20 protein-coding genes are annotated in these 24,890 nt (G+C 34.8%); 14 read left to right on the top strand and 6 right to left on the bottom strand.

Translation table 11 applies throughout. The annotated features are described in order from the left end of the window. The first annotated feature begins 22 nt into the window (after window positions 1-22). The 10 genes from L1276_RS02905 to L1276_RS02870 all read left to right on the top strand — a co-directional run bounded on the left by L1276_RS02905 (window position 23) and on the right by L1276_RS02870 (window position 7,393). Entirely contained in the window at window positions 23-373 is a 351-nt protein-coding gene (locus L1276_RS02905) for a hypothetical protein (RefSeq protein ID WP_253785267.1), read from the top strand. Between the two features lie 379 nt (window positions 374-752). Continuing rightward, window positions 753-887 (top strand): hypothetical protein, encoded by a 135-nt coding sequence (locus L1276_RS25255; RefSeq protein ID WP_256527362.1) that lies wholly within the window; start codon window positions 753-755, stop codon window positions 885-887. A 789-nt stretch (window positions 888-1,676) separates the two neighbouring features. After that, on the top strand, window positions 1,677-1,820 hold the full coding sequence (locus L1276_RS02900; protein WP_253785265.1) for a hypothetical protein: 144 nt from the start codon (window positions 1,677-1,679) through the stop codon (window positions 1,818-1,820). 6 nt (window positions 1,821-1,826) lie between these two features. Further along, a complete protein-coding gene (locus L1276_RS25335; RefSeq protein ID WP_371924127.1) occupies window positions 1,827-1,937 on the top strand; it encodes a lipoprotein in 111 nt (36 codons plus the stop codon). 43 nt (window positions 1,938-1,980) lie between these two features. Beyond that, window positions 1,981-2,367 (top strand): hypothetical protein, encoded by a 387-nt coding sequence (locus tag L1276_RS02895; protein WP_253785263.1) that lies wholly within the window; start codon window positions 1,981-1,983, stop codon window positions 2,365-2,367. A 96-nt stretch (window positions 2,368-2,463) separates the two neighbouring features. After that, window positions 2,464-2,649: a hypothetical protein gene (locus L1276_RS02890; RefSeq protein ID WP_253785261.1), complete on the top strand. Its 186-nt coding sequence runs from the start codon at window positions 2,464-2,466 to the stop codon at window positions 2,647-2,649. Between the two features lie 81 nt (window positions 2,650-2,730). Beyond that, window positions 2,731-4,566: a type VI secretion system baseplate subunit TssF gene (locus L1276_RS02885; protein WP_253785259.1), complete on the top strand. Its 1,836-nt coding sequence runs from the start codon at window positions 2,731-2,733 to the stop codon at window positions 4,564-4,566. Window positions 4,567-4,715: 149 nt separating this feature from the next. Then, window positions 4,716-5,453, top strand: a complete 738-nt coding sequence (locus L1276_RS02880) for a CPBP family intramembrane glutamic endopeptidase (protein WP_253785257.1) — start codon at window positions 4,716-4,718, stop codon at window positions 5,451-5,453. Window positions 5,454-5,519: 66 nt separating this feature from the next. Next, the gene (locus tag L1276_RS02875; protein ID WP_253785255.1) at window positions 5,520-6,689 is read left to right on the top strand and encodes a sensor histidine kinase; all 1,170 of its coding nucleotides are present in this window, start codon (window positions 5,520-5,522) and stop codon (window positions 6,687-6,689) included. Then, window positions 6,689-7,393: a LytTR family DNA-binding domain-containing protein gene (locus tag L1276_RS02870; RefSeq protein ID WP_253785254.1), complete on the top strand. Its 705-nt coding sequence runs from the start codon at window positions 6,689-6,691 to the stop codon at window positions 7,391-7,393. The genes L1276_RS02875 and L1276_RS02870 overlap by 1 nt, the downstream gene beginning before the upstream one ends. A 39-nt stretch (window positions 7,394-7,432) precedes the next feature. On the opposite strand, the gene L1276_RS02865 is transcribed toward L1276_RS02870, so the two are convergent. From L1276_RS02865 to L1276_RS02840, 6 genes are all read right to left on the bottom strand, one after another. Next, window positions 7,433-8,674, bottom strand: coding sequence for a response regulator (locus L1276_RS02865; RefSeq protein WP_253785252.1), 1,242 nt, complete (start codon window positions 8,672-8,674; stop codon window positions 7,433-7,435). A 7-nt stretch (window positions 8,675-8,681) separates the two neighbouring features. Next, window positions 8,682-15,056: a HAMP domain-containing protein gene (locus L1276_RS02860; protein ID WP_253785249.1), complete on the bottom strand. Its 6,375-nt coding sequence runs from the start codon at window positions 15,054-15,056 to the stop codon at window positions 8,682-8,684. Window positions 15,057-15,186: 130 nt separating this feature from the next. Continuing rightward, window positions 15,187-15,615 carry a response regulator gene (locus L1276_RS02855; RefSeq protein WP_253785247.1) on the bottom strand — a complete coding sequence of 143 codons (429 nt, stop codon included), beginning with the start codon at window positions 15,613-15,615 and terminating at the stop codon, window positions 15,187-15,189. Continuing rightward, window positions 15,612-17,063, bottom strand: coding sequence for an ATP-binding protein (locus L1276_RS02850; RefSeq protein WP_253785245.1), 1,452 nt, complete (start codon window positions 17,061-17,063; stop codon window positions 15,612-15,614). Before L1276_RS02850 ends, L1276_RS02855 begins: the two co-directional genes overlap by 4 nt. 121 nt (window positions 17,064-17,184) lie before the next feature. Then, on the bottom strand, window positions 17,185-17,562 hold the full coding sequence (locus L1276_RS02845; protein WP_253785243.1) for a response regulator: 378 nt from the start codon (window positions 17,560-17,562) through the stop codon (window positions 17,185-17,187). A gap of 19 nt (window positions 17,563-17,581) precedes the next feature. Then, window positions 17,582-17,719 carry a hypothetical protein gene (locus L1276_RS02840; RefSeq protein ID WP_253785242.1) on the bottom strand — a complete coding sequence of 46 codons (138 nt, stop codon included), beginning with the start codon at window positions 17,717-17,719 and terminating at the stop codon, window positions 17,582-17,584. A 375-nt stretch (window positions 17,720-18,094) separates the two neighbouring features. Between L1276_RS02840 and L1276_RS02835 the strand changes: the two genes are divergently transcribed. From L1276_RS02835 to L1276_RS02820, 4 genes are all read left to right on the top strand, one after another. Continuing rightward, entirely contained in the window at window positions 18,095-18,652 is a 558-nt protein-coding gene (locus L1276_RS02835) for an RNA polymerase sigma-70 factor (protein WP_253785240.1), read from the top strand. Window positions 18,653-18,767: 115 nt separating this feature from the next. After that, entirely contained in the window at window positions 18,768-19,691 is a 924-nt protein-coding gene (locus tag L1276_RS02830) for a FecR family protein (RefSeq protein ID WP_253785238.1), read from the top strand. A gap of 80 nt (window positions 19,692-19,771) precedes the next feature. Further along, window positions 19,772-23,161 carry a SusC/RagA family TonB-linked outer membrane protein gene (locus L1276_RS02825; RefSeq protein ID WP_253785231.1) on the top strand — a complete coding sequence of 1,130 codons (3,390 nt, stop codon included), beginning with the start codon at window positions 19,772-19,774 and terminating at the stop codon, window positions 23,159-23,161. Window positions 23,162-23,180: 19 nt separating this feature from the next. Next, window positions 23,181-24,716, top strand: a complete 1,536-nt coding sequence (locus L1276_RS02820) for a RagB/SusD family nutrient uptake outer membrane protein (protein ID WP_253785230.1) — start codon at window positions 23,181-23,183, stop codon at window positions 24,714-24,716. Window positions 24,717-24,890: the final 174 nt, after the last annotated feature.

Below are 24,890 nucleotides of genomic sequence, written 5' to 3'. Positions count from 1 at the left end.
GAATAGGAGATCATTTTATTTTATGGCAATGCTAGGAGCTGATATTTCTGGAAATATGCTTAGATATGTTAAGAGAGATTTAATATCTAAATGTGCTGTTAAATTTGAAAATTTTGCTGAACCTTATATCATATTAAGAAGCCCTAAAGATCTAATTAGTGCAAGTAATCATTTCAAACCAGTATCGGTAGAAGTTGCGTCAATTTTTATTGATGGGTTAATCCACGTTATTACAAAACCTGAGGACATGATAGCTGCCAGAACTGATCCTGAACCTAAACCAGAGGAAGAAACAATAAAAAGTAAAATGGCAAAAAAAGCTGAAGATTTATATGAAAAACTCGAAAAAATAGATATAAACCCTTTTGGTTAAGATAATTATGAGTGCTTTTTGGAAAACTAATTTATACGTAAATATTGCTTTACTTATATTATATTTAATTTTTTTGTATTGGGATATTCAAATCGAGAAAGGAAATTCCTTCTTAGGTGAACTTATACTGTATTTTTTATTTTTTTGTTGTTGTCACTTTTTATTTCAAATATTTTCTTTTTTGATAAGATTAATGAGAAAAAAAGATAACAAATATTCTTTTTTGGTTATTTGCTCAACATTTTTTTTTATAACTATCCAGTTTGTGTTTTTGTTTCTAATGTTTAGTACTGTTGGGTAGTGTTTTAAACCTGTTTCAGAAGAAATTTCGTCAATTTTCATTGAAGCATTAAGACATGTTATAAAGAAGCCGGAAGATATGATAACTCACAGAACCGACCCAGATCCAAAACCGATGGAAGAAAGTACTACAAACAAAATATACAAAAAAGGCAGAGAATTAACTAAAAAAGCAAAAGACGTTTTTGATAAAATTAAACAAGAGATACAATGAAATTATTTTGAAAAATTAATCTATATATAAACTTAATAGTATTTATCTTATTCTTTCTTTATGTTGTTTCTATAAAGTTTGAAATAATAAATTTCTCCATAAGCAATTTTATTGCTGATCTAAGTTCTATATTTTTCATATACGGAGCTTTTTTAGAAATAATTCAAATACCTATTTGTGTAATAGGATTGTTTTTTAAAAATAAACCCAAAAGTGTTTGGTTATTTTTTTTAATGATGATTGTCTTTTTAATTACGAAAATAGCGCTTTACATGTATGTATTAGGTAGTGGATTGTAAAAAATAAAGTGAGTATTAATGATTTTTAATGTGAAGTATTACATGTATTCCCATCTCAAGTGCAAGTGTCTCGCTTGTGATAATTGTTTAAAGATAAATTAAATTAAATTCACGATCGATAAGCTCGCGCCAACAGGAGAGAAGATGCTAAACCTTATTTCGGAAGTCCTGAAACCATAACAAAAAATCGGAAAACTAAGAATAAAGAGTGTTTTATTAAACCAATGTATTCTTATGATAATTTTAGTAATGTAACAGGTGGTTTAACCATTGCCTTAAATGATATTTGGACTGCATAAGTGCTTTTACAAGAATTAAAATTTGATAAAGACAGTTATACATGAAAATATCAGGTAACGTTATAGGATCATTTTGGACTTGATTTACCCGATATGGAAAAAGTTTTTAATATTATACCAAGTGTTGGAGAAACTTTTGTAACCTGGTTTGTTTACAGCATTTAAGAGGATATAAACCTTTTATCACTAAAATGACTTTCGAAAGAACTTTTTCAGGTAATATTAAAGAAGGTAAAAAAGAAAGATCAGACAAAAGAAAAGCTGAAGAATACGCAAAAGCACAAAAATGGGCAGAGGAAGAAAGAGCTAAAATAATGAGGGGACCAAAATTTTAAAAAAGAATGAAAAAAATATTTTTTTTAATAATCATAACAGCATTTTTATCTTCTTGCCAGGAGAAGAAAGTTACGTTTGTAAATTTAGAAAAACACAGCGGAGAAGGTTTTTTTTGACAGAGGAGATCGCGAAGGAGAAAAATTTATTTATAAAAGCATTTTGGTAGAGAATGCTCCTCATGGAGATAAAGAAATACTAGATATGCTTATTAAATACAAAAATCAAAATTTGAAAGATGCTGTTATAAATAAAGATGCTTATTCATTTACTAAAGGGGAACGTGAACACTTTATAGAGATATTTCAACTAAATAAAAAAGAGGATGAGGTTACTCCAGATATTGTCAATAAAGCTTTAAAAAAGTATTATATTCTTGATTCAGATAGCAGACCTGATCTTGAAAATGTTTTTTTAAAACTGTCGGAGGATGAAAAAAGCTGGAATGTTATTAAAGATATTTATCCTTTCGGTCTCATTGAATTAAATATAGATGCTAACTCTGGTAAAATAATCACCAGGACATATAAAGAAGAAACGAGGCCATAAATATTTATGAAAGCTAAAAAATGTTTTCGGAATACTTAAATATTCTTATAGCGGTGAGAACAAATCTATTTAGTGAATCGTTTAGACTGAATAAAAATGAACAGAATTAGATTTGTAAAAGATGCAATAACAAAAGCAAGCAAGATTTATTGTTATCGAGAAGCAGCTGAAGAGTTAAAAGAATTAAAAAACAGATATAGAAAATTAATATTCATGATATTTTATGAAATTCCAGAAATTGACCTTAAAAAATATCATGCAAAACAAGAGATGCTGCAGTAAGAAAAAGTTGATAGTTTTAATAAAAATATCATGAATATTCATTTTCTATTAAATAGAATTTTATACTTTTAAAATTACACAATGAGACAAGATCGAATAAAAGACAGAGTGCTAAAAAGAGCAGCTAGATCATGGGGCTTTTCTGACGTTGAAATGGAAACATCTTTTGATCCTGTGGTATCAATGATGCTTAATGCATTGTCTTACGAATTAGAAAAAGTAGCCCATGAACTCGAAGACTCTAAAACAAGAGTGGTAGAAAGAGTTCTGGAAATTATGTTTCCGGAAGTTACAGCAGGAGTGAAGCCGGCAAGAGCAATTTTACATGCTTTGCCAATAGATAATAATATGAAAGTTTCATTGCAGAACCAAATGTCGGCAAGTCGAAGAATTCATAATATTTACAATCCTTTAGCTCCAATAACTAAAGAAATAGCTCTTTCGCCAACATTAGAAGTAAAGTTGTCTTCTGCGGAAATAAAATATGTAGCTTACGAAAGAAATTTATTCGAAATTTCGAATCTTTTTTATAAAGATGTAATTCGTGATTATAAACATTCCCTGCCTTCAGGTATGGTTTTTATGGGAATTGAATTAAAGAACCCAAAAGAATTAGAGCTGGAGGATTTAATGCTGTATATTGATATTAAAAACACGCATCAGAAAGAAATGTTTCATTATTACTTAAAACAAATGAAATGCTTTCAGGACGATGTACAAATTATAGTAGAAGAAGGTTATAATGTTCCAATAAAAAATATCGACATAGAAAATATTATCAATCGTAATTACACACATTTAAGTGAAATTATGCAAGAGGTAAATGAGTTTTATTTTGATAATTTTTATACTCTGAAAGGTTCATTAAAGCACAAGCCTATAAACGAATACAGTGAAGAATATAAATGTTTTGAACCCATAACAAATAGAAATGATAATCCAATTATTTGGGTGAAAATGGTTTTTCCAGAATCGTTAATTCCTCAAATATTAGATAATGTTTCTTTTACGGCAAATTGCTTTCCTGTAATCAACAAAAAGAAACATATTATAAATAAAACGCTGGGTAATTTCTTGTCCTATATCGCATTGGAAACAGATAATAATATCTATCTGGATGTCGATACTGTTATTGATGGATTCAACAATCATTATGAAATAAAGGAATTTAAAGATGGCGTGATTGAGGAAGGAAACGCAGTATTAAGAACAGGCGGTGTTTCCAGATTCGATTCCAGAAGTGCATCTGAATTACTTCAAAATGTATTGGATTTGTTAAAAGACGAAAGTTCCTCTTTTGCAGGTTTAGGTAAAGATTTTATGAACAGCTCTTTAGTCGAAATTAATCAGCTTTTAGCTTCTGTAGAACAGCAGGCTAGAGAGAGCAGTTTTTCGAAAAATAATGATCCTTATTTAATGATCAAGCCAAAGTTTGATGAATCGATAGGAAAATCATTTTCTATACATTACTGGTCAACATGTGCCGAAGAGGGTAATGATATTAAAGCAGGAACAGTTTTAGAATCTAAAGAGGATATGCTGTTTGTAAGTAAGGAGGCCGTTTTGGTTACGAATACTGTTGGCGGTATGAATAAGCAGAACAACAAAGACCGAATTCTGGCATATCGCAATGCTTTACTGACTCGCGGCAGAATTGTAACGATTGCCGATATAAAAGCATTTGGATTTAATCATTTCAAAAGCTGTATTACCGACATTAGAATAGAAAAAGGCACGCGAAAAGAAATCTCAGTAAAAGCAGGTTTCAGCCGAACAGTAGATATTTATTTACAGGTAAATCCTGTCGAAAAAGAATATTTATCTGAAACAGAATGGGATTATTTATGTGATAGTTTCATGAAACAGCTTAAAAATAGATCTTCAAATGTATTTCCATACCGAATATTTGTAAAATAAAAAAAGCTTCTCAATCGAGAAGCTTTTTTTATTACCTGCATTTATTCTTTCCCTAAGTAATCCTTTTTCATCGGCAGAAATGCCATTTCCATCGGCAGCTTTTCACAATTAGTTTTCCTGAAAATACTTTTGAGGAAAATTAAACAACTATGTCACTATTAACACCATTTGTATGGATTGTATTAATGCTTCCGCTTTTTCTTTTAGCTTTTATCAATAACAAAAAAGTCAATTTCAAATACCTGGCTTTTTTTTTTCTCTACTTTCTGGCAGATTGTTATATTCAGCATTTGAGCAGGCGTTATATTTCTTTAGAATTTATTGGTTTAAAGTTTGCCTGGGCCGGAAAAATAATAAGTTTGGTTGTATCACTTTTTATTATTTTGTTGGTAAATAAAAATGATCGTAAAGAAATAGGTTTTACAAAGCAAACCAATTCAAGAGAACAGCTGAAATTTGGTCTTTTATTTTTCTTTGGATTTCTGCTTTTTGATTTTGTTTTTAAAATGATTTTATTTCCAAAAGGCGGTGCTTTTGATTTAGAAACTTTTGCTTTTCAGGCGACTTTACCTGGATTGACAGAAGAAATTACTTTTAGAGGAATTTGTTTATGGCTTCTGGATAAAGCATTTGAACCCAAATGGAATTTTAAGGGAATCAAATTGGGCTGGAGTTTTATTATCGTAACAGTTTTATTTGGAGTAGCTCACGGCGCCATTCTCACGGTAGATCATCAATTTAAATTTGATATTGTAACGATTGTGTATCTTATTTTAATCTCTTCTTTAAGCGTTGGTATACTTCGAAAATTTTCCGGAAGTCTGATATATTCAATTTTGGGACACAATTGTATCAATATAATGAATGCCATAATTCGAATATTATAATTAAATCAATAAGAAGCAGATTCGAAAAAAACTATCTTTGAATCTGCTTCTTTTTAAATGTAATAAATGCAGAATAAACAGGTCTTTACAGGTTATTTGATAAGTAAAATTGCAGCGTTTGATTTCGAAAAGTTCTATACCAAAAAAAATAGAATTTTTCTTCATCTCATTATGTGGTTTAGTTTTTCAATATTGTTGTTTTTGAGTTATGTTCTGGCATATCAGCTTTCTTATTTCAATGCTTTGATATTTACTTTTAGAATGACAACGGTTAATGCAATGGTGTTTTATCTGTTTTTCTATCTTTTTCTGCCAAAGATTATTTCAGGAAGCGGAAGCAGAATCTTCCTGTTTTTATTAATCACTTTTCTGATATGTATTTTTCTGTGGATTGCCGTAACTTACTGTTTTTCTATAGTCTATCACGCACTTGGATTTGAAATCCTGACCGGAGAACTTAAAGGCGCAATACAAAAAAGTGCCGAACAAACTTTTGGACAGGCCCTTTCGGTAAGAAGAATGATTTCGCAGTGTTTTATTATTATATCGATTTTATCACCTTTCTTTTTTGTCAAAATTCTTTTTGAAATTTCACGACTTTACAACAGAACGCTAAAAATCCAAAGTCAGAAAGCCGACTTGGAAATCCAAAATATTAATATCGAAAAACAGTTTTTAACAGCACAGCTTAATCCGCATTTTCTGTTCAATACGCTCAATAATCTTTATGGACTTTCTATTAAAAAAGACGATTCGGCTCCAGAAGTAATTCTAAATCTTTCAGATATTATGAGTTATACATTGTATGAATCGAATCATGAAAAAGTTGCGTTAGGTAAAGAGCTGGAGTTTCTTAAAAATTATATTGAATTGGAACGAATGCGATATTCTGATGATAAAAATATTCAGTTTCATTTTCCTGATGATAAAGTGCTTTTTGGATATTTCATACCACCGCTTTTAACTTTTACTTTTATAGAAAATGCTTTTAAATATGGTTTAAAAAGCAACGGCGAACATTTTTTAATTTTGGATATTAAAATCGAGAATGATGAGCTGTATTTTTATCTTGAAAATGATAAAGAAAAAGACTTACAAGAAAAAGAATTTGGAGGAATAGGAATTGTAAATGCTTCAAAAAGGCTGCAGCTTTTGTATCCTGATAAGCATCAATTAAAAATCGAAAATTTCGAAACAAAATTCAAGGTCGCATTACGAATAGATTTAAAAAACTAATGGAAAAATTAAGCTGTATTATAATTGATGACGAACCTCTTGGAAAAGAAGTTATTGAAACTTTTGTAAAAGAAATTCCTTTTCTAAGTCTTTCGGCTTCATTTGATGATCCTGTAAATGCACTTGCATATTTACAGGAAAATGCGGCAGATATTATTTTTAGTGATATTCAGATGCCTAAAATTAATGGAATGGAATTGGTGAATTCTCTGGTAAATCCGCCATTAATTATTTTTATTACCGCACACAGAGATTTTGCTTTGGATAGTTTTGATGCAGGCGTTGTCGATTATTTAATAAAACCTGTTCGTTTTGACCGATTTTTGAAAGCGGTTAATAGGGCAAAAGAAAGAATTTCGGTAAACCAAATACCAATTATACATTCAAATGCTGATAAAATATTTATTAAATCTGAAGGAAAATTAATTAAGATTTTGTTTAGCGAAATTCTTTATGTAGAAGCTCAGGGTGATTATTTGAAAATTGTAATTCCTTCCGGAGATTATTCTACGCAGCTTACTCTCAAATCAATGGATGAAATACTGAATCAGCCTAACTTTTTTCGCGTGCAGCGTTCTTTCATCTTAAATCTTGAAGCGATAAGAAGCATAAACGGAAATACGGTTGAATTGATAAACGGCAAATCAATTTCTATTGCTGTGAATAAAAAAGAGGAACTTTTTGCTTTGCTTGGAATCAAATAATTCTTCGGGTTTATTTTTAAACCCGAAGAATTATAAATTTTACTGCGGAATATAAATATGAAATGTTGCGCCCTGCATAGGTCGAGCCGTGGCTGTAATGATGCCATTATGATTTTCGACAATCTTTTTTACAATGGCAAGACCAATTCCCGTTCCATCATAAATATCCCTGCTGTGTAATCGCTGGAAAACACCAAATATTTTTTCGCTGTGTTCAGGATCAAAGCCAATTCCATTGTCCTGAATGCTAATGTGGCAATAGTTTTGATCAAGCAATAATTTATCATTTTTTAATTCTTCTCCACTTGCTATTTGACTTTTGATTTCAATTTGAATCGGAATTTCTTTTTGAGAAAATTTCAGAGCATTGTTTACCAGATTTTCAATCAGCTGAATGAATAAAAACGGAATGATATTGATTTTTCCATGAAAATTAGTCAGGATCAGGGCATTTTTTTCTTTGATGTTTTCTCTCAGTGCTTCTTTTACATTTTCAACAATTATATTGAGATCGGTATTTTCATACACACGATCCGTAATATTGGTTCTGGAAAAAGCTAAAAGATCATTAATTAATTCCCGCATTCGGTTTGTTGAATACAGAATTCTGTCGAATTTTGCCTGTCCGTCAGGACTCAAATTTTGATATTCTTTTGCCAAAATGATATTGGTAAAAGTCTGAATTTTACGCAGCGGTTCTTGTAAATCATGACTTGATATATGTGTAAATGCATCAAGTTCTGTATTTCTCTTTTTTAATTCGGCTGCATATTTTTCAATAGCGATATATTGCGCAGCTAATTCTTCATTGGCTTTGGTAATCTTGGCATTCAGTGCATTGGTTTCTTCTTCTTTCAGTCGTAATTCTCTGTTTTTCTTATATAAATCAGTAAAAACCATCACTTTGGCCTGAAGAATTTCTGCAGATAGAGGTTTTATCATATAATCAACAGCTCCAGATTGATATCCTTTAAAAATATAATCTGTGGTATTCATATTGGCTGTTAAAAAAATAATAGGCACTTGTTTTAGTTTATCGCTTTGGCGGATGAGTTCGGCAGTTTCAAATCCATCCATAAGCGGCATCTGCACATCCATAAGAATAATTGCAAAATCCTGACTTTTAAGCAGGATACGCAAAGCATCTTTACCAGATGCGGCTTCTACAAACTCATATCCTTTGTCTGCAAGTATGACCTGAAGCGAAAGTAGGTTTTCCTTCTTATCATCGACAATTAATATCTTAACCGGATGTTCTTCTATGGGGTTTGGGCTTTTCATAAATAAATTATTTTAACCACACTCTCATTAAAGAGGATAATTGTTCGACATTAACCGGTTTAGTAATATAATCTGATGCGCCAGACTCAATACAGCGCTGTCTGTCTCCTTTCATTGCTTTCGCCGTAACGGCAATGATTGTTAAATCCTTGTGTTTGATATTTTTTCTAATGATTTTCATGGTTTCATAACCGTCTAATTCCGGCATCATGATATCCATTAGAACAATATCAATTTTGAGATTTTGATTTAAAATTTCAATGGCTTCATGACCGCTTTCGGCACTTATTACGTCTAAGCCAAAACGTTCTAAAGCGGTTGTTAATGCAAATAGGTTTCGAACGTCATCATCTACCAAAAGTACTTTTTTATTGATCAAAACATCTTCTTTTAAGTAATAAGTTTCAATTCTGTCTTTCATGCTTTGCGGCAGATCTTTGTGTACGCGATGCATGAACAGGGCAGTTTGATCTACCAATTCGTCCATAGAAACGGCACTTTTGGTTATAATGCTGTGTGCAAATCGGCTGAGTTTACTGCGTTGTTTTTTATTGACATCGCCGGCGGAATGTATGATAATTGCCGTTTCTTGTCCGCTGATATTATTTTCCAGATCACTTATCAAATCAAGACCGTCAGCATCCGGAAGAACCAAATCTAGAATAATGCAATCAAATGATTTTTCTTGTATAAGTTCTACAGCTTCTTTTGCGGTTAAAGCAGTCGATATCAAAATATCGTCTCCCTGAATAGCTTCGATAATTCGGTCTAACTCAAACTGATTGTCATCTACAACAAGAAGATTTTTTTCTTTCTTATTTTTAAAGTCCTGAATATCATTAAAAAGAGAATTCAATAATTCATTTTTAACCGGTTTAAGGAAGAAGTTACGGGCACCGCGTTTTAAACCTTTATTACGTTCATCTTCTCCTGAAATAATATAAACCGGAATATGGCGAAGCGTAAAATCAGTTTTTAGGCGGTCGAGAATCTTCCAGCCGCTGGTGTCCGGCATATTCAAATCCATTGTAATAGCATGAGGCTGAAATTGATTGATATAATCTACAACATCGTTTCCGCGTGTGGTTACTATGGCTTTAATTCCATGTTGATGTGCTCTTTCCAGTAATATTTTAGCAAAAGTAACATTGTCTTCAGCAATTAAAAGAATTTTGTCGTCTGGCTTAATATCCGTTCGGTCGTCACCAATTTCATTTACAAAATACAAATCGATATCTGATTTTTTAAAACTGGAAGAAGGGAGTGATTTCAAACGGCTTTTTCCCGCGTGAATAACGTTGGTTTCCTCATTTACGGTTATATCTTCCAATTCTGGTATATGCACAAATTTGAGCGGTAAAAACAACGTGAATTTACTTCCAATATTCGTATCACTTTCAAGTTCAATACTTCCTCCCAATAAATCAGAAAGTCCGCGGCTGATAGATAACCCTAAACCAGTTCCGCCATATTTACGGCTTGTTGAACCTTCTGCCTGCTGGAATGCTTCAAAAATGATGTTTTGTTTTTCTTTTGAGATTCCAATTCCAGTATCTGAAATTTCAAAAGCCACAACGGCTTCGGCATTATCCAGACTAAGATTTTTGGTTTTCCAGTTATGGTCTGCTTTATAAATGTTTAATTTTACTTCGCCTTTTTCGGTGAATTTAAATGAGTTAGACAGAAGATTTTTTAGAATTTGATTCAATCTCTGCGAATCCGTTTCCATTACTTCAGGAAGATTTTTATCCATCATAATTTCAAATCGAAGATGTTTTGCCTGAGAAATAGGGTTGAAGGTAGACTCCACAAATCGGCTGATTTCTTCAAAACTAATAGGGTTGTAATCCACAGAAATATAACCGGATTCAATTTTAGAAAGATCCAGAATATCATTAATCAGCTGAATTAAATCATCGCCGCAAGAGTTAATTGTTTTGGCAAACTGAATTTGTTTTTCAGATAAATTTCCGTCTCGGTTGGCAATCAATTCGTTGGCAAGAATCTGCAAACTGTTTAATGGCGTTCTTAACTCGTGCGACATATTCGCCAGGAACTCTGATTTGTATTTAGATGTTAAAGTAAGCTGATCTGCTTTTTCTTCCAAAGCTTTACGGGCAACCTCAACTTCCTGATTTTTCAGCTCAACCTCTTCTTTTTGATTGGCTAATAAAATGGCTTTTTCTTCCAGCTCTTCGTTGGTATTTTTCAATACTTCCTGTTGACTTTTCAGCTCACTTGCCAGCGATTGCGACTGAACCAGTAATTCTTCGGTTCTGGAGTTTGATTCGATCGTATTCAATACAATGCCAATACTTTCGGTTAAACCTTCTAAGAAATCTAAGTGTGTCTGACTAAATGTATCCAATGAAGCCAGTTCGATAACGGCTTTTAACTGTCCTTCAAACAACACCGGAAGAATGATAACATCTTTTGGTTTTGCATCTCCTAAACCAGAATTGATTCTGATATAATCTTTTGGAACATTGCTCAAAATAATGCGTTCTTTTTCAACGGCAACCTGACCAATAAGTCCTTCGCCCATAGCATAGGAGGTAGGGGAGTTTTTGCGTTTGATGTAAGCATACGAAGCGATTAAATTCAGTTTAGAATCCATGAATTCTTCACCTTCTTCCAAAATATAGAAAAGTCCGTGCTGTGCTGTAACAACGGCAGCAAGTTCTGATAAGATTTTTTTGGTAACGGAATTTAGTTCTTTCTGTCCCTGAAGCATTTGCGTAAATTTAGCCAAATTCGATTTCAGCCAGTCTTGTTCCTGATTACGTAATGTAGTGGCTTTCAGGTTTGAAATCATTTGGTTAATGGTATCTTTAAGCGCTTCAACTTCACCTTTTGCCTCTACACCAATTGTTCGGGTTAAATCTCCCTGAGTTACGGCAGATGCCACCTCAGAAATTGCACGTACTTGTGTGGTAAGATTTGCGGCTAACTGGTTTACGTTTTCGGTTAAGTTTTTCCAAGTTCCAGAAGCTCCCGGAACGTTTGCCTGTCCTCCCAGTTTTCCTTCGGCACCCACTTCACGGGCAACCGTTGTTACCTGATCTGAGAAGGTTGCAAGCGTATCAATCATTTCGTTGATCGTATCTGTTAACTGTGCTACTTCACCTTTTGCATCAATCGACAATTTTTGTTTTAAGTTTCCTTTTGCTACGGATGTTACCACTTTTGCGATTCCACGAACCTGACCCGTTAAGTTGGATGCCATTACGTTAACGGAATCCGTTAAATCTTTCCAGGTTCCGGCAACACCTTTTACTTGAGATTGTCCTCCCAGTTTTCCTTCAGTACCCACTTCACGCGCCACACGAGTTACCTCAGATGCGAATGAATTTAACTGTTCCACCATCGTATTGAAGGTGTTTTTCAAATCGAGGATTTCTCCTTTTACGTCAACCGTAATTTGTTTAGAAAGGTCACCATTTGCAACGGCTTTGGTTACATCGGCAATATTACGTACCTGACCTGTTAAGTTGGATGCCATTTGGTTAACCGAATCCGTTAAATCTTTCCAGGTTCCGGCAACTCCGGGAACGAATGCTTGTCCGCCCAGTTTTCCATCGGTACCAACTTCACGTGCCACACGAGTTACCTCAGAGGCAAACGCACGAAGCTGATCCACCATGGTATTTACGGTTTCTTTTAATTGCAGAATTTCTCCACGAACGTCTGCCGTAATTTTTTTCGACATATCTCCATTTGCCACGGCAATTGTAACCTCAGCAATATTACGTACTTGTGTCGTTAAGTTACCCGCCATTTGGTTCACAGAATCTGTTAAATCCTTCCAGGTTCCTGCAACTCCGGGAACGTTTGCTTGTCCTCCCAGTTTTCCTTCGGTACCTACCTCACGCGCCACACGAGTTACCTCAGAGGCAAATTCACGAAGCTGATCCACCATCGTATTCAGGGTTTCTTTTAATTGAAGAATTTCCCCGCGAACGTCAACGGTAATTTTTCGGGACATATCTCCGTTGGCAACGGCAATTGCCACATCGGCAATATTACGTACCTGTGCGGTAAGATTTCCTGCCATTTGATTAACAGAGTCTGTTAAATCTTTCCATGTTCCGGCAACTCCGGGAACGTTGGCTTGTCCTCCCAGTTTTCCTTCGGTACCAACTTCTCGCGAAACCCTTGTTACTTCCGAAGCAAAGCCTCGAAGCTGATCCACCATGGTATTAATTGTATTTTTTAACTCTAAGATTTCTCCTTTTACGTCAACCGTAATCTGGAGTGATAAATCTCCTTTTGCTACGGCTGTTGTTACTTCGGCGATATTACGTACTTGTCCGGTTAAGTTAGACGCCATTTGGTTTACGGAATCTGTTAAATCTTTCCAGGTTCCGCCGACACCTTCCACCTGCGCTTGTCCTCCCAGTTTTCCTTCGGTACCAACCTCACGCGCCACACGGGTTACCTCAGAAGCGAAAGAGTTCAGCTGACCCACCATCGTATTAATGGTATTTTTCAACTCTAAGATTTCTCCTTTGGTATCAACGGTAATTTGGCGGGATAAATCGCCTTTTGCTACGGCTGTTGTTACTTCGGCAATGTTACGTACTTGTCCAGTTAAGTTGGATGCCATTTGATTAACGGAATCGGTCAAATCTTTCCAAGTTCCGCCGACACCTTTTACTTTTGCCTGACCTCCCAGTTTTCCTTCTGTTCCCACCTCAAGTGCCACACGCGTTACCTCAGAAGAGAAGGAGTTCAGCTGATCCACCATCGTATTAATGGTTTTCTTTAATTCGAGGATTTCTCCTTCGGCTACAGCGGTAATTTTTTTAGAAAGATCACCATTTGCTACGGCAGTTGTAACCTCGGCAATATTACGTACCTGTCCGGTTAAGTTCGATGCCATCTGATTCACGGAATCGGTTAAATCTTTCCAGGTTCCACCAACACCTTTTACTTTTGCCTGACCTCCAAGTTTTCCTTCAGAACCTACCTCACGCGCCACACGAGTTACCTCAGAACCGAATGAGTTTAGCTGATCCACCATGGTATTGATGGTATTTTTTAGTTCAAGAATTTCTCCCTCAACGTTTACGGTAATTTTTTTAGATAAATCGCCTTTTGCTACGGCTGTTGTTACCTCGGCAATATTACGTACCTGACCGGTTAAGTTGGAGGCCATTTGATTAACGGAATCGGTCAAATCTTTCCAAACTCCACCCACACCTCGTACTTTTGCCTGACCTCCCAGTTTTCCTTCAGAACCTACTTCACGTGATACACGAGTTACTTCAGAAGAGAAGGAGTTCAGCTGATCCACCATGGTATTAATGGTATCTTTCAACTCTAAGATTTCTCCTTTTACGTCTACGGTAATTTTTTTAGATAAATCTCCTCTTGCTACGGCAGTTGTTACATCGGCAATATTACGTACCTGTCCGGTAAGATTCGATGCCATTTGGTTTACCGAATCTGTTAAATCTTTCCATGTTCCGCCGACACCTTTTACCTGCGCTTGTCCGCCCAGTTTTCCTTCTGTACCAACCTCACGCGCCACACGGGTAACCTCAGAAGAAAAAGAGTTTAGCTGATCTACCATCGTATTGATGGTATTTTTTAGTTCTAAGATTTCACCTTTTACGTCAACGGTAATTTTTTTAGATAAATCTCCTTTTGCCACCGCTGTTGTTACATCGGCAATATTACGTACCTGACCAGTTAAGTTACTCGCCATTTTATTTACAGAATCGGTCAAATCTTTCCAAACACCGCCCACACCTCGTACTTTTGCCTGACCTCCCAGTTTTCCTTCTGTACCTACTTCACGTGCCACACGCGTAACCTCCATCGAGAAAAGGTTCAGCTGTTTTACCATTCCGTTTACCTCTTTTGCAATTCTAAGGAATTCTCCCTGAAGCGGGTTTCCTTCAATAGATAATGGCATTTCCTGAGATAGGTTTCCTTTTGCAACGGATGTAATTACGTGTGCAATTTCGATTGTTGGATGCACCAGATCAGAAATCAAAGTGTTTACAGAATCAACGCAGGAACTCCACGAACCACGTGCGCCGTCGAGCACAACGCGATTGGTTAGTTTTCCTTGTTTACCAATGCTTTTACCTACTTTTTGAAATTCAAAAACCATTCTTTCGTTCAGGTCAATGATTTCGTTTAAAGTATCACAGATGGATCTTTTTATTCCGTTTTGATCGGTTGGGAAACGCTGCGAGAAATTACCATTTTTAACTTTCAGCAAAATCTTTAAAAACTCTGCATCGTTAAGGATAGATTCTTCGTCGTCATTTTTGTTGCTTTTGTTTCGGGATGTTTTTTCATCTGTGATTATAGGCAGGGCGATAAGCACCTCGTTTTGGGGCGACTTATCGGTTTGTTTTGCTTTTTTCATAATTAGATGTCATTGGTGTAGATTAAGTTCTTGGATTTGGTTTTTGGGGTATTTTAGACTTTAGATTTTACTTTTTAGGCTTGTATTTTTGATTTAGTATTTGGAATTTCAACATTGAAAATTTTAAATATCAGGTGTTTTCATTTAAAATTTTCCTAAGGTGAAATTGCACAAAAGCTTCCATAGAATCAGGTCTTTTGGTATTATCGGTATAATTCAAAGGCTTAATAATGTATCCGGAAATGCCTAATTCTTCTGCGTTAATTCGATCATTACTTTCAGAAGAAGTCGTCATAATAAATACTTTTAAATCTTTTAAACTTTCGTCATTTCTTAAAATTTTGAGGAACTCGATTCCGTTCATTCTGGGCATATTGATATCGAGAAGAATAACATCCGGGTGAAGCGGATTTTCAGTATCTCGTAACATCTTTAATGCTTCAAGTCCGTTGTAAGCGGTATGAAGAACATATTGAATTTCTAATTTTTTTAAAGAACGTTCTACAGAAATGGTGTCCAGTTCGTCGTCTTCGACGAGTAAAATATTGGGTTTTCTCATATTATTCTGTTATTTCTCCAGGTAAAGGTAAATTGGGTTCCCTCTCCCGGTTTTGATTCTACATAAATGGTTTCTCCCTGATCGTCTATTATTTTTTTTACAATGGCAAGGCCGACTCCGGTGCTTTCCATTTCATTTTTTTCGCGCAGGGTCTGAAATATTTCGAATATTTTTTGATGATATTCAGGATCAATTCCAATTCCGTTATCTTTTACCGAAAACTCAAAAACGTTCATTATTTTTTCGCATTTGATTTCTATTCGTGGATTTTCGGCATTCGAATATTTTACGGCGTTGCTTATCAGATTAGAAAAAACTTGTTCTAGTTTTAAACGTTCCGTAAAAATTTCAGGAAGGTTCGTGATTTCCAGTTTAAATTCTCTTGGAACTATAGATTGGGTTATTTCATGAGCCAATGCATTGGTATCTACTAATTCTGGTGGAGTTTTGCGATTTATACGTGCGTAATCGAGTAAGCCGTTAATCAGGGCTTCCATTCGCTGGGTTCGTTTGGGAATAATGCTGAGGTAATTTTTCAGTGCCGGAGAGAGTTCTTCAGATAAATCTTCTTCTATCCAGCTGATTACATTATAAATTCCGCGAAGAGGTGCTTTTAAATCATGAGAAACAACATAAGCAAATTTGTTTAATTCGGCATTTTTACTTTCCAGTTCCTGAATATTTTTTTCAAGACGTCTTGACATAATATTTAGAGAAGTAGCCAAAGCGCTCAATTCGTCATTTCGAAAATCTTCTACAGTTGTAAAAGTTCCTTTAGAAATAGTATCTGCCACGCGCACCATAGAATTTATTCTATTGGTAATCATAACTACAATATATATGGTGCTGCAAAGCCCTACAAAAATGGTAAGCGATAAAAATATAAGAGAGTAGGTTCTGGTTTTGCTTAAAGAATGAAGCAGCATATCACTGTGATGCTTACGGGTTTTGTATTCGATTTTATCAAATCGTTTAAATTTAAGCGTAATAGCATCGTTGATGTTTTTGCCTACGTGTTTTTTTAGTTTGGTATCAAAAAGGTTTTGATAGGACTGTGGGTTTTCACTGCGGGCCATTATCAATTCTGATGTGTAATCCAGCCATTCATTATGAAGTAAATGGATAGAATCTAAAATACTACGCTGTTTGTTGTTACGGCCAATAAGCATTTCCTGTTCCTTAAAGAATATCGGAACTTTATGAATCCCGCTGTAATAAGCTTTTAAAAAAGCAGTATCGTTGGTAAGCAGATAACCTCTTATACCGCTTTGCATTTCCAGAATGGCCCGGTGTGTTTTGTTTGAATTGCGAATAATGGACTCAGATTTGGAGAGAAACTGAGAATTAAGGCGTACTTTGTTAGACAGTCTGTAATTGGTATACGAATCTGCGATAGAAAGTAAAATTATAAGTGTAAATGCGAGCAGTATTTGAGTCGATAATTTCATTGTTTTTCTTCTAAGAATACCGTTTAGGCACTGTAATATAAACAATAAAAATAGTAAGAAAATACTAAACTATTTGATATTGATTTGGTTATGTTGATTTTGTAAATGAGAAAAAGATACATTATACAATATAATGCGTTAAAATCTTTTTTAACTCGTTAAAATCACTTGGCTTTGAGATATACTCATTGGCACCATAATTTTTGGCTTTAAACTTTATTTCTTCGAATTGTGAAGTAGAAAATATTATTACAGGAATATTTTTAATGAAATCCTGTTTTTTAATTTCGACTAAAAACTCAAAGCCAGACATAACCGGCATATTAAGATCAAGAAAAATAACATCAGGCTGAAGTTCTTTTTTAATGAGTTTATTTAAGGCTTCAACCGGATTTTGCATTGAGGTATAATCAGCACTCGAAACTGCCTGAAGCGCTTCCATAAAAAATTCGCAATCGTCAATATCGTCGTCAATCTGCAATATATTTTTATAAGTCATATTATCTGTTTACTGCGGATTAATTTATTAATGCATTAAGTAAATCAGTTTTATGACGAAAAGCTGCGTTCTCGTATTCAGAGTAAGAGGCGCCGCTGCATTGAAGCGCTGCAGATAAAAAAGCGTTTGAAGTAGTTCTTAAGTAGAGTATTCTCATAGAGTTTATGGTTTTAGGAGAGTCATTTATTTGACAATGAAAAGTATAATTTAGACTTTTAAAGCACTTACATAATTTTCGGGTAATGCTGCATAATTTACATGTAAGGAATTTTTTGTTATTTATAAAAACCGTTTTATTGCGTAACATCTGCGAGATGTTATGTTAATAGAATGTTGTATTTGAGAGGTGTTTTATTAATGTAAACGTAACCTGATCGACCTACCCTCAGCTCTAATTTTGGAGACATATTATTAAACAAACTATTGTTGTATATGTCATTCTTTAAAATTAAAAAACGCCGTAAGAAAACCCTCCACACAAGTTTTTCAACCCTTGCTTTTTTGCTGATTAATAATTCAAAAGTGGAGCATTATGTATAAAAGTTATACTGATGAAGAACTTGTACAATTACTAAAACAAGGCAGAGATAAAGCTTTTGATGAATTGTATTTTAGATATAGAGATCTGCTCGTTAGGTTTGTATATGCGAGGATGAAATCGATTCCAATATCCGAAGAGATTGTTCAGGAAGTTTTTACCACTATTTGGGAACGTCGTACGACTATCCTGATTCAAAAGAGTTTTATGGCATACATCTACACTTCAGTACGTTATAAAACTTTAGATTACATAAAATCGTATTCGGTTACAGATCAATACATACAAGAGGTTTTAGAGAAAAACACCGTAATTCAAACCTTTTCAAATACAATAGAAGATTCTATTTATTATGAAGAACTTCAAAACGCAGTTGACAAAGCCGCAGCCTTGCTTCCTAAAAAATCCAAAGAGGTTTTTATTCTAAGCCGGATTAAACAATATTCGAATAAAGAAATTGCCGACGAATTAAATGTATCTCTCGAAACTGTAAAATATCATATCACCTACGCATTGAAATTCATGCGCACGTATTTGGGAGAATTTAATTGAAGAAAGCTGCCCGGCAGAATATTCAGTTCAATTTTCTTAACACAAGCGTAACCTAACGCGCCTACCCGAAATTTCTATTTCCAAGACATACTATTAAAGACATAAAGAAATTATAATGCCTGAAAAATTAAAACAAGAAATTAAGCATTTTTTAGAAGGGAAGTATTCTCCAAAAGGACAAGAAATGTGGAATAAATGGTACGATCGTACCGATGAATTTTCACAGAATATAGAAATGATTCAATCCGATCGTTCGATACTAAAAAAGGAATTAAAACAAATAAAGAAAAGTAATAATACAGTTTTTCATCTTTCATACAAAAACTGGGCTGTTGCGGCCTCATTAATTGCCTTAATAGGCTTGTCGCTGTTTTTTTACCAATCAATATCTGTTGTTGAAACCAAACAATATGCAACCAGGCTGGGCGAACGTGCAAAGATAACTTTAAGCGACGGAACGCAGATATGGCTGAACGCAGGAAGCTTTTTAAAATACCCTGAGGAGTTTAAAGGAGGCAGCAGAGAAGTGTATTTAACCGGAGAAGCTTTTTTTGATGTTGCCAAAGACAAAAAACATCCTTTTATAATTCATACCGATAAAATGGATACCAAAGTTCTGGGAACCAGTTTTAATGTTCAGGCTTATCCCGATCAAACCACGCAGGAAGTTTCGGTTTTAACCGGAAGAGTAAATGTCAAATCAACGGTTACAGAAGAAAATGTATATGTAACGCCGGGTCAGAAAGTCATTTTTAAATCAAAAAGTAACAAACTGCAGGCTTTTAAAGATATTCCGGTAAACACCATTTCGTTATGGCGTAAAAATATTATGGTTTTTGAAGAAACACCTTTTCCTGAAGTAATTGCCACCATAAATAGAAATTATAATGTGGCCATCGAAATTAAAAACAAGAATCTAAATACACTCAAAATTAACGGCTATTTCAAGGAACTCTCTGCAGATCAGGTTATGGCTTTGGTATGCAATATTGTTAATGCCGAATATAAAGTTGAAGGAGGCGTGTATAAAATTCAATAGATTTTTGTGAAAAGTCAAAAGTGAGAAAACAAAAGTGAGAAAATCTGAAATCCAAAGTCTAAAATTTAAAATTAAAAACTATGAATGAAAAACAAAAGCGGTACGTCGTAAAGTTTCAAAGCATTAAAAAAGCTATGTGGGCAAAAGTAATCCTATTTATTGCTTTGTTTTTTACCGGATTAGTAAATGCCGGAAACGTTGAATTTGATAAAAAAGTAACGTTAAAAGTAGAAAATGAAAGCTTAAAGAATGTTTTTCTAAAAATTGAAAATCAGGCTAATGTGCATTTTATGTACGAATCAAATCAAGTTAATACCAACCAGAAAATCAGCTTAAAACTTACTAATGTTTCTCTTGAGCAGGCATTAGATAAAATATGCGGTAATTTTTCGCTTAAATATGAAATTGTAAGTAATAATATCGTCATTAAAAAAACACAAAAAGTAGCCGTTGTTACTGAAGATCAGAATAAAATTGTGGTTTCTGGAACTGTTTACGGCGGAGACGATAATATGCCGCTGCCAGGTGTAGGAATTAAAGACAAAGGTTCGAACGCAACCGGAACAACAGATTTCGACGGAACTTTTAAAATTGAAATTAATGCATCCGAAGCCAATTTAATTTTCTCATACGTAGGTTATGTTACACAAGAAGTTAAAGTAAGCCAGACAAGCAGCATTACCGTAAAATTACCAGCCGATATGAAACAGCTTCAGGAAGTTGTAGTAATGGGATACGGAAGTGTAAAAAAGAACGAAGTTTTGGGTGCTGTAGGTTCTGTTTCAATGAAAGAGACGTCAAGCAGAACGTATAATAATGCAGCTGAATTATTGCAGGGAACTGTAGCGGGTGTTACGGTTATCAATGATGGAGGAGATCCAACAGCATCGCCAACCATTAATATTCGTGGTATTGGATCTTTGAACGCTGAAACTCCACTGATTGTTTTAGATGGAATTATTTACAGCGGTTCATTAAATACAATTAATCCAAATGATATTGCTTCGATCAGTGTTTTAAAAGATGCGGCTTCGGCGGCGATTTACGGAGCGAGAGCTTCTGGAGGGGTGATCTTAATTACTTCGAAAAAAGGAATTTCAGACAGAATTAATGTAGATGTAAATTATCAGGGTGGTTTTCAAAATGCAGCCAAAAAACTGGATGTTTTAAACGCAGCAGAATATGCCGATGCTATGAACACAGCCAGAGACAATGCAGGAATGCCAAGAATTCCGGCTTTTGATCCGGCTTTTGAACCCACGGCAAGAACAACAAAAACAAACTGGATGGATGAAATTTTCCGTACAGGTCAAATAAACGATTTATCGATTTCGGTAAACGGAAGAACTGAAAAATCTAATTTCTTTCTTTCTGGAAGTTATAGAAAAAACGAAGGTATTTTGTTAAATACATACGGGGAACGTTATACCGTCAGAGCAAATTCTTCTTTCAAATTAGCGCCGAATTTTACAGTTGGAGAGAATATTTCGTACTCTTTAACCGATGGACAAACGGCTAATACTTCTAATGCATATACCGGAGCAATTTTAGGAGCAATTTTTTATCCGCCAAATGCGACAATTTACAGAGAAGACGGTTCAGGACAATTTGGAGGAGTTCCGGAAAAATATATTGGTTCTTACGGAGACGTTATCAATCCGGTAGCGTATTTAAAAAGATTAGACAATCGTAATCCTGTTTCGACAATATTGGTTAATCCGTATGCTGAATGGGAAATTATCGAAGGTTTAAAAGTAAAAACAAACTGGGGTTATACCAGAATTCAGGACAACGCAACAGATTTTACAGTTAAAATTACAGAACCGGGAAAAATCTTCGACTTTAACCGTTTGACTAAAAGATCTATGACGGTTACTGATTTATTGAGCGAGCAGACTATTTCTTATGAAAAATCTTTAGGAAAACACAATTTCAAAGCTTTAGCCGGATATACCTATCAGGAAACAAAGAAAGATTTTTATACTATTGAAGGAACTGGTTTTGACAGCGAAGATCCGTCTCAGCGTTATTTGCTAAATGCTAAATTAATTCAGCAGACCGCAGCAGGATTATCAGATGAAATTATTTCTTCTTACGTAGGAAGATTGAACTACGATTTCAATCAAAAATATTTATTCTCAGGAATTGTACGCCGTGACGGAACATCAAAACTTTTATCAGCAAACCGTTGGAAAGTATATCCATCAGTTTCAGCAGGATGGTTAATTTCTGAAGAAGAATTCATGAAAGGCTTAAACCCAATTGTAAGCAATTTAAAATTACGTGCAAGCTGGGGACAAATAGGAAACTTAGGAAACCTTGGACCATACCAGTTTAGTGTGCCGTTATCGCAGACTCAGGGATTAATTGGAGCGACTCCGGTAATCAATTACGGTTATGCTGAAAGCGAATTATCGAACCCAAATTTGAAATGGGAAAGTTCTGAGCAGACCAATATTGGTCTAGATTTTACTATGCTGAATAACACTTTAACAGGGTCTGTAGATGCTTACGTAAAAACAAACAAAGATATGTTGGTTCGTGACCAGTTACCAGGAGTTTCAGGAACGCCGCAAGGAAGAATCGTAAACTCTGGAGATGTTGAAAACAGAGGTGTTGAGGTTAGTTTAACATACCAAAAAACACGCGGAGAATTTAAGTTTGATGTTACAGCTAATGCAGGTTTTTTGAGTAACAAAATTGTTTCTATTAAAGACGATTTAACTTCTCTTGAGCCTTTAAATTTAAGCAGAGTTCGTAGTTTGCCTTTAGCCAATATCTATCAGGTTGGAAGTCCGGTTGGTGCTTTTTACGGATATGCAACAGACGGATTATTCCAAAGTAATGAAGAAGCAAAAGCATATGTAAACAAAGATGGTGTTGCGTATCAGCCAAATGCAGTTGCAGGAGATATTAAATTTAAAGATGAAAATGGAGACGGAGTAATAAATAACAGCGACAGGGTAGTATTAGGAAGTCCGTTTCCAAAAACAACTTACAGCTTAAATGCTAATTTCAGATACAAAGGTTTCGATATGAATATCTTTTTCAGCGGAGCAGCAGGAAACAGTGTTTTCAATGCTGTAAAACATACAGGTTTAAATGCTTCTTTCCCGGGTTACAATTTATTAGCAGATTCTAAAGATGCATGGTCACCAACGAATACAGACACCAATGTTCCGGTTCTTTCTTCAACAGATAACAACAACAACTTCGGGCGTATCTCTGATTTGTATATTGAAGATGCTTCTTTCGTAAGATTAAAAAATCTTTCTATTGGTTACACCGTGAAAGAAAGCTGGTTAAACGGAAAAGCAAAATTGAGATTCTTTATTTCAGGACAAAACTTATTTACAATTACCAACTATTCAGGAATGGATCCGGAAATCGGACTTAAAAACTTCGGAATGGATTTAGGTAAATATCCGCTTTCACGTATTTATATGACAGGTGTTAACGCAACTTTTTAAAAAATAAAAAACAAACACAATGAAAAAAATAAGTCTTTTATTATTGAGTTTTACGCTTTTAGTCGGCACCACGGCTTGCGAAAGCGAACTTGATGTTGTACCGCAGGGAGCACCTTCAAGCGGAAATTTCTGGAAAACTCCGGCAGATGCAAAAGCAGGTGTAAATTCAATTTACGCTTTGTATTCTGATGATAATATGTACGGACGTGGTTTCTTTTGGCTGAACAATGCCAGCGATGACATCGGAACAAAACCAAGACAAAACGCTGAACGTATTAAAAACTTTATTGTTGACGGTGCAGAATCGGATACAAAAGATATCTGGAGAATTCACTACGAAATCATGAAACGCTGTAACGACGTAATTCGCAATGTTCCGAATATTTCTATGGATGAAAAAACGAGAAACGGAATGTTAGGCGAAGCGTATTTCAACCATGCTGTAATGCATTTAGAATTGGCGTACCATTATGGAGACGATCGTGCCGGAATTCCAATTCAGGACAGAGAAAATCCAACAAATGTTTACGTACCTCGTGCTAAAAATGTTGCCGAAAACTACGCATATATCGCAGCTGATTTAATTAAAGCGGCTGACTTACTGCCTTATTTTAATGAGCTTTCGGCAGATAATTACGGACGCGCTCATAAAACTGCTGCCTGGGCATATTTGGTTCGTACCTATTTGTATGCAAAAGACTGGGACAATGCTATAAAATATGCCAATATGATTGTAACAAGTGGCAAACACAAACTACTTGATAATTTTGAAGATGTATTTAAAATTAAAAACAACTGGTCTACAGAATATATATGGTCTGTTACTTCAAGTGCCGAAAATACTTCTCTAGGTTCTATTTTTCCCGGAGTTTGTTTAGAAGATAAAGGATGGGGAGTCTATAATGGATGGGGAAATTTTTATCCAACAAAAGAATTGTTTGATACCTATGATCCAATAGATAAAAGAAGAAGCGCCACGATACTTCAAAAAGGAGATAAGTTTGTTTATTTTGGAGAAGAAGTAACTTTTAACGAAGGTGCTCATATTGTAAGTTCAAGTAACAGAACTGGTTATCAGTTTAAAAAATACATGGAGCCGTTTAGTTATCCAAAAACAACTTCGGGCGGAATTGATATTCGTTATGTAAATGCCAACGGAGATAAACCTTCAACTGCTTTAAACGTACCGCTTTTGCGTTATGCCGATGTCATTTTAATGCTGGCTGAAGCAAAGTTAATGAAAGGACAAAATGCCGATACTGAAATCAATATGATTCGCCATCGTGCAGGTCTTGGAGATCTTTCGGGAGCAACACTGACTGATTTAAAAAGAGAAAGAAGATGTGAGTTAGCAGGTGAGTGGACAGATCGTCATTTTGATTTAGTGCGTTGGGGCGATGCCAAAGAAACCTATGCCAAACCATTGCATCATTACAACGGAACCGTAATTTATCCGGCCCGTAATTTCAATCCGGCAATTCACCACGTTTGGCCAATACCGCCAGATGAAATTGCAGTAAGCAAAGGAATGCTGCCTCAAAACCAAGGCTGGTAGTTAATTGTAAATTATCAATTATTAATGAACCATTAATAATTTAGTTTGTTTGTTTATTTTTTTTTACGCTGCAGACTTGTTGTGGAGTCTGCAGGCGGTAAAAAAATATGGACAGCATTTATATCATAAAAACCAGTCTTTTTTAAGGACTGGTTTATGTTTAAGTAAAATTTG

The organism is Flavobacterium sp. HSC-32F16 (genome assembly GCF_024171645.1).
Classification (GTDB): Bacteria; Bacteroidota; Bacteroidia; order Flavobacteriales; family Flavobacteriaceae; genus Flavobacterium.
Note: the sequence above shows the minus strand (reverse complement) of the source record. Positions and strands in the feature narration are given on the sequence as shown.

Excerpts from the sequence above, each read along its gene's own strand:
- L1276_RS25335 (WP_371924127.1), top strand. The coding sequence starts at position 1,827 with ATGAAAAAAATATTTTTTTTAATAATCATAACAGCATTTTTATCTTCT.
- L1276_RS02835 (WP_253785240.1), top strand. The coding sequence starts at position 18,095 with ATGTATAAAAGTTATACTGATGAAGAACTTGTACAATTACTAAAACAA.
- L1276_RS02860 (WP_253785249.1), bottom strand. The coding sequence starts at position 15,056 with ATGAAAAAAGCAAAACAAACCGATAAGTCGCCCCAAAACGAGGTGCTT.
- L1276_RS02890 (WP_253785261.1), top strand. The coding sequence starts at position 2,464 with ATGAACAGAATTAGATTTGTAAAAGATGCAATAACAAAAGCAAGCAAG.
- L1276_RS02830 (WP_253785238.1), top strand. The coding sequence starts at position 18,768 with ATGCCTGAAAAATTAAAACAAGAAATTAAGCATTTTTTAGAAGGGAAG.
- L1276_RS02855 (WP_253785247.1), bottom strand. The coding sequence starts at position 15,615 with ATGAGAAAACCCAATATTTTACTCGTCGAAGACGACGAACTGGACACC.
- L1276_RS02845 (WP_253785243.1), bottom strand. The coding sequence starts at position 17,562 with ATGACTTATAAAAATATATTGCAGATTGACGACGATATTGACGATTGC.
- L1276_RS02875 (WP_253785255.1), top strand. The coding sequence starts at position 5,520 with ATGCAGAATAAACAGGTCTTTACAGGTTATTTGATAAGTAAAATTGCA.
- L1276_RS02880 (WP_253785257.1), top strand. The coding sequence starts at position 4,716 with ATGTCACTATTAACACCATTTGTATGGATTGTATTAATGCTTCCGCTT.
- L1276_RS02820 (WP_253785230.1), top strand. The coding sequence starts at position 23,181 with ATGAAAAAAATAAGTCTTTTATTATTGAGTTTTACGCTTTTAGTCGGC.
- L1276_RS02840 (WP_253785242.1), bottom strand. The coding sequence starts at position 17,719 with ATGAGAATACTCTACTTAAGAACTACTTCAAACGCTTTTTTATCTGCA.
- L1276_RS02905 (WP_253785267.1), top strand. The coding sequence starts at position 23 with ATGGCAATGCTAGGAGCTGATATTTCTGGAAATATGCTTAGATATGTT.
- L1276_RS02870 (WP_253785254.1), top strand. The coding sequence starts at position 6,689 with ATGGAAAAATTAAGCTGTATTATAATTGATGACGAACCTCTTGGAAAA.
- L1276_RS02850 (WP_253785245.1), bottom strand. The coding sequence starts at position 17,063 with ATGAAATTATCGACTCAAATACTGCTCGCATTTACACTTATAATTTTA.
- L1276_RS02825 (WP_253785231.1), top strand. The coding sequence starts at position 19,772 with ATGAATGAAAAACAAAAGCGGTACGTCGTAAAGTTTCAAAGCATTAAA.
- L1276_RS02865 (WP_253785252.1), bottom strand. The coding sequence starts at position 8,674 with ATGAAAAGCCCAAACCCCATAGAAGAACATCCGGTTAAGATATTAATT.
- L1276_RS02885 (WP_253785259.1), top strand. The coding sequence starts at position 2,731 with ATGAGACAAGATCGAATAAAAGACAGAGTGCTAAAAAGAGCAGCTAGA.
- L1276_RS25255 (WP_256527362.1), top strand. The coding sequence starts at position 753 with ATGATAACTCACAGAACCGACCCAGATCCAAAACCGATGGAAGAAAGT.
- L1276_RS02900 (WP_253785265.1), top strand. The coding sequence starts at position 1,677 with ATGACTTTCGAAAGAACTTTTTCAGGTAATATTAAAGAAGGTAAAAAA.